Source organism: Methylobacterium sp. WL116, assembly GCF_008039455.1.
Classification (GTDB): Bacteria; Pseudomonadota; Alphaproteobacteria; order Rhizobiales; family Beijerinckiaceae; genus Methylobacterium.
Map to the genome: position 1 here is coordinate 1 of NZ_VRUV01000322.1, position 5,264 is coordinate 5,264.

General features: G+C 71.6%; 6 protein-coding genes and 1 pseudogene. 4 read left to right on the forward strand and 3 right to left on the reverse strand.

From position 1 onward, the window contains the following. Nucleotides 1–547 (forward strand): invasion associated locus b family protein (locus FV223_RS19255; protein ID WP_147728515.1); only part of this gene is annotated, 547 nt, incomplete at its 5' end. 54 nt (nucleotides 548–601) lie between these two features. Here FV223_RS19255 and FV223_RS19260 read toward each other — a convergent pair. Beyond that, a complete protein-coding gene (locus FV223_RS19260; protein ID WP_243937044.1) occupies nucleotides 602–922 on the reverse strand; it encodes a hypothetical protein in 321 nt (106 codons plus the stop codon). A gap of 393 nt (nucleotides 923–1,315) precedes the next feature. Beyond that, on the reverse strand, nucleotides 1,316–2,014 hold the full coding sequence (locus FV223_RS19265) for an HAD family hydrolase (RefSeq protein WP_147728516.1): 699 nt from the start codon (nucleotides 2,012–2,014) through the stop codon (nucleotides 1,316–1,318). 132 nt (nucleotides 2,015–2,146) lie between these two features. On the opposite strand from FV223_RS19265, the gene FV223_RS19270 reads away from it, so the two are divergent. From FV223_RS19270 to FV223_RS19280, 3 genes are all read left to right on the forward strand, one after another. Then, nucleotides 2,147–2,467 (forward strand): PetM family of cytochrome b6f complex subunit 7, encoded by a 321-nt coding sequence (locus FV223_RS19270; protein ID WP_147728517.1) that lies wholly within the window; start codon nucleotides 2,147–2,149, stop codon nucleotides 2,465–2,467. Nucleotides 2,468–2,549: 82 nt separating this feature from the next. Next, nucleotides 2,550–3,206 carry a peptide-methionine (S)-S-oxide reductase MsrA gene (gene msrA, locus FV223_RS19275; RefSeq protein WP_147728520.1) on the forward strand — a complete coding sequence of 219 codons (657 nt, stop codon included), beginning with the start codon at nucleotides 2,550–2,552 and terminating at the stop codon, nucleotides 3,204–3,206. A gap of 444 nt (nucleotides 3,207–3,650) precedes the next feature. Next, nucleotides 3,651–4,790, forward strand: a complete 1,140-nt coding sequence (locus tag FV223_RS19280) for an acyltransferase (protein ID WP_147728518.1) — start codon at nucleotides 3,651–3,653, stop codon at nucleotides 4,788–4,790. A 99-nt stretch (nucleotides 4,791–4,889) separates the two neighbouring features. Here the strand turns inward: FV223_RS19280 and FV223_RS19285 are convergent. Then, nucleotides 4,890–5,264 (reverse strand): annotated as a pseudogene (locus tag FV223_RS19285) (acetyl-CoA C-acetyltransferase); the annotation flags it as partial.

Below are 5,264 nucleotides of genomic sequence, written 5' to 3' on the forward strand. Positions count from 1 at the left end.
CTCCCACCGCCGCCGCAGGGGCGGCCGCGAGCGGACGCCGAAGGAAGCGCCGACCCCGCCCGGCATGCAGCAGGCGACGCCGGTGGCGATCTTCGGCGACTGGAACGTGTTCGCCAGCGGCCAGGGCAAGACCCGCCTGTGCTACGCCATCGCCCAGCCGCAGACCCGCTCGCCGGCGACGCTCAAGCGCGACACCGCCTACCTGTTCGTCACGGTGCGCAAGGGCGAGAACGTCCAGAACGAGATCGCGGTGATGCTCGGCTTCCCGTCCAAGCCCGCGGCCGCCCAGGCCAGGCCCGGCGCCGCCGCCGCCCCGAGCGACCCGGCGATCACCCTGGGCAGCGCCCGCTACGGCCTCGTGGTGAAGGACGGCAACGCCTGGCTCCAGAACCCCTCGGAGGAGGCCCGCGTCGTCTCCGAGATGAGCGGCCGGGTGCCCAAGCTCCTGGTCAAGACCATCTCGATGCGCGGCCGGCCGACCAGCGACGAGTACGCGCTGGCCGGCTTCGGCGAGGCGATGAAGCGCACCCGCGAGGAGTGCAAGTAAGGGGGGATCCTCCCTCCCCCCCTGAAGCGGGGAGGGAGAGAAGGGTAGCCCCCCTCAGACCGCGGCCGGCCTGCCCCCGCCCGGTCGGGCGCCCGACACCCGGGTGCGGGCCCGGAACCGCTCGCGGGCGGCGCGGGCGGCCTGCTCGGTGCTGCGGAACACCGTGCCGTCGAGCTCGTCGAAGGCACGGGCCGAGGAGAAGAAGCGCACCCCGCCGGGCTCGGGCACGGCGATGCCGGCGGCGATCTCGCCCACCTCGATGATCCGGGTCGGCGGCGGCTCCGCGTGCAGGCGGTTGCGGGCGCGCTGGGTCAGGTGGTCGGCGAACAGGTCGTGCGTCGGGGCGGCCTGCGCGGCCGGATGAAGCTGTGGCATGACGAATGTCTCCCGGCGCCGGTCGCGATGCCGGCGGTGCTGGGCGGTCGGATCGTCTGTCGGCGCGCGAACGTCAGCCGCGACAGCGACCACGAGGCCGGCGCATACGCGCGCCGTGCACGGGGAGAGCGGGGGTCGAGGGGGATCGGATCACGGTAGGAGTCCTCCTGACGTTGAAGGACCGCAGGACGGCGTCGTCCGGCAGTGCTTTAGCGTTTGATGACGCGGCGCAAGCGATGCTCCTCAAATCACCGAGGTCGGCGATGCTTGACATCGCCGACCTCGCTAAAATGGAGATCTGCCGGCGCGGCGTCAAAGGAAGCCGTTTCCGTTTTTTTGCAGTTTTCGGGCACAAACCCGCGCCGCCGTCCCGGGCGGCAGCCCGATCCTGCCTCAGCCCTGCGCGCCGATCGCCGCCAGGCTCGCGGCGAGGTCGCGGTGGTCGCGATAGACCCGCGCGGCCCCGGCCGCGAGCAGGTCGGCCCCGTCGCGGTCGTGGCCCCAATGGCCGCCGCCGGTGAAGCCGAGCACCCGCATCCCGGCCGCCCGCGCGGCGGTGACGCCGGGCACGCTGTCCTCGATCACCAGGCAGGCGTCGGGCGAGGCCCCCATCCGGGCGGCGGCGTGCAGGAACAGGTCGGGAAACGGCTTGCCGCGGGCGACCTCGACCGCCGAGTAGATCCGCCCGTCGAACAGCGGCAGCAGGCCGGTGAGGCCGAGCGAGTGGCGCAGCCGCACGGGATCGCTGCTCGAGGCGACGCAGGTCGGCAGCGAGAGGGCGGCCACCGCCTCGGCGATCCCGGCCATGGCGCGCAGCTCCGCGTCGAAGATCGCCAGGGTCTCGGCCTTCACCGCCGCGACGAACCCCTCGGGCGCCGTGACGCCGTAGTCGCGCGCGACGTGGCCCATGATCGAGGCCATGGAGGTGCCGGCGAAGCGCGCCCGCACGGTCTCGACGTCGATCGCGACGCCGATGCGGTTGAGCCCGGCGGTGAGGCAGGCGAGGCTCAGGGGCTCGCTGTCCACCAGAACGCCGTCGCAATCGAAGATGACGAGGGCCGGCGGCACCGGGGCCTGTACGCGGATGGTCACGGGTGGTCGGTTCCTGTCGCCGGGGCCGCCCCTGTGGCACGGCGGGCGCGGGCGCGGCAACCGCTTGCGCGGCGGGGGCGGGGCTCGTACGCCCTCCGGACCGGCCGACGCGCGTGCTCCCGAGACCCGACGATGTTCCGTTTCCTCCTGCGCCTCCTCGGCTTCGTCCTGCTGGCCGGCGGCTTCGTGGCCCTGGTCTACGACGGCGCCCGCTCGGTCGCCAACAACGGCCTGCGGATCACGCCGCTGAGCGAATTGCTGTTCACGCTGTTCAAGGACAAGGCGAGCGCGCTCCAGGCCACGGTCGAGGGCGTGGCGCCGTGGCTGTGGAACCTCGCGGTGCTGCCGCTCACCCTGGCGCCGGCCTCGCTGCTCGGCCTCGGCCTCGGCGCGGTGCTGCTCTGGCTCGGGCAGCCGGCGCGCGAGCCGATCGGGTTCCTCACGCGCTCCTGAGGCGACCGGCCGCTTCATCAACCGGGCGGGCGACCCCATATACGGGTTTGACGCGAACCCGCCGCCCGAAGGATGCCCGATGCTGCAGATGTTCCGCAAGAAGGCCGAGATGCCGAGCCCGGCCGACGCGCTGCCCGGCCGCCCCGATCCGCTGCCGACCGCCGAGACCCACTTCGTCAACGGCAACCCGCTCAAGGGCCCGTACCCGCCGGGCACCGAGACGATCGGCCTCGGCTTCGGCTGCTTCTGGGGCGCGGAGCGCAAGTTCTGGCAGCTGCCCGCGGGCGTGTTCGTCACGGCGGTGGGCTACCAGGGCGGGTACACCCCGAACCCGACCTACGAGGAGGTCTGCTCCGGCCGCACCGGGCACAACGAGGTCGTGCTGGTCGCCTTCGATCCGGCGGTGCTGCCGCTCGAATCCGTGCTCAAGACCTTCTTCGAGAGCCACGACCCGACGCAAGGGTACCGCCAGGGCAACGACGTCGGCACGCAGTACCGGTCCGGCATCTACCTCACCGATCCCGCGCAGGAGGCGACGGCCAAGGCCGTGCGCTCGGCCTACGCCGCCGCGCTGAAGGCCCGCGGCTTCCCGGACGTCACCACCGAGATCGTCTCCGGCCAGACCTTCTATTTCGCCGAGGCCTACCACCAGCAGTACCTGGCCAAGAACCCGGCCGGCTATTGCGGCCTCGGCGGCACGGGCGTCGCCTGCCCGATCGGGACCGGCGTGGCGGCCTAGCCTCCCGCAAACGCTAGCGGCCGAACGCGGACCGCGCATCGCGTTCGGCTTCGGTCGCCGCCGACCCCGCCTCGCAGGGCCGCGGCCGCGAGGCGGGCGCTCCGCCAAGCCGGCGTCCTCGGGCGACGAAGCCTTGCGTTGACGATGCCGCGCGAACCTTCGCCCGACGGCCGGGCTCCCCGATCGAGGACGACCGCTCCGGCGTTCGATCGGACCTATCGGGCTCGATGTGCGTCTCTGGTCGGATCCGGTTCGCCTTCCTGCCTGCCTCGACGATCCCGCCTCAGGTGTTTTGCGCCGATCCACGGCGAATCCTGCCGATCGTCGAGCCTCCGCGGGGCACCCGTCGCGTCGCCGGCCGGCCTTTAACCAAGCCCTTCGAAGCGGCTTGTCGAGACTCGGACCGCCTGCAATCGTCGCCGCGCCCTGCATCCGAGGGCGAACGTGATCGATGCCGTCATGCGCCGCCTCCACTGCATCGATTCGATCCGCGGCTTAGCCGCCTTGGCGGTGATCTACGCCCATACCGTCGAATTCGGTCTCAGGGCTCAGCTCGGGCCGTCTCCGCTGGAGCGAGACCTGCTCGGGCACCTGACCGCGTATCTCGACGTCGGCAAGATCGCGGTCACGCTGTTCTTCGCCGTCTCCGGCTTCGTCGTCCCGTTCTCGCTCTTCAAGCCGAGCCGCCGACCGGTCCTGGCCTTCGCCGTCTCGCGGTTCTTCCGCCTCTATCCCGCCTACTGGCTCTCGATCCCGTGCGGCCTGCTCGTCCTGTTCGTGTGGGCCGGCCGCGACGTGCCGAACCTGCTCGTGCCGGCCAACATGACCATGCTGCAGCAGTTCCTCGGCGTGGAGAACATCATCGGCCTGTATTGGACGCTCCAGATCGAGCTGATCTTCTACGCCATCTGCGTGGGCCTGTTCGTCATCGGTCGCCTCGACGACCGCACGGGTGCCGTGGTCTGCGCGCTCTCGCTCATCGCGGCCGCCGTCGTCCTGGCCGGCCTGCGCTTCCATCTGGAACGCAAGTTCCCCGTGGCGGTGCCGCTCTCGCTCGCCGTGATGTTCTGGGGCCTGTGCCTGCGCTACCATGTCTTCGAGCAGCGGGCGGGCTGGGGCTCCGCATCGGCCCTGGTGACGGCGGCGCTGATCCTCGCCGTGCCACTGGTGTCCGTGCTCGCCTACAATCGCGACATGGGTTTTCACGAGAGCTGGGTGAAGTACGTCATCACCTACTGGCTGGCGATGGCGCTCTTCGCGCTCCTCGCCGTGAAGGTCAGGATCGAAGGACGGGTCTTCGTCGGCCTCGGTGCGATCAGCTATTCGATCTACCTGTTCGGGCCCGTGGTCCAGGTCGTGCTCGAGCACGCGCTGGCGGGATACGAGCCGGTCGTTCCGGTCCACGTTTTCGCCGCGGCGACCGCGCTCGTGACCGTCGGCGTCGCGACGCTGATGTATCGATGGATCGAGAGGCCGGCGATCGCGCTGGGCCGCCACGTCGTGCACCGGTTCGGCGACCGACCCCGCCTCGGGGAATCGGCGGTCGCCGTTGCGGCCGCCCCGAACCGTCGGCTCGCCGGCTAGCACCCTTTTTGCGATCCTCGTATCACGGAACGAGCACCGGCTCATGGCGTGGTCGCATTGTCTTCACGCGAGGCGGTATCCGCCACGCTCGACCCTGCTTCAGGACGTCCGCTCCACCGCGATCGCCGTCGCCTCGCCGCCGCCGATGCAGAGCGCCGCGATGCCGCGGCGGCCTCCGGTGCGGGCGAGCGCGGCCAGCAGCGTCACCACGATGCGGGCGCCCGAGGCGCCGATCGGGTGGCCGAGGGCGCAGGCGCCGCCGTGGACGTTGACGCGGTCGGGCTGCAGGTCGAGGTCGCGCATCGCGGCCATCGCCACCACCGCGAAGGCCTCGTTGATCTCGTAGAGGTCGACGTCGCCGGCCCGCCAGCCGACCTTGTCGAGGAGCCTGCCGATCGCGCCGATCGGCGCGGTCGAGAAGCAGGCCGGCGCCGCGGCGTGGCTCGCGTGCCCGCGGACGATGCCCAGCGGCGC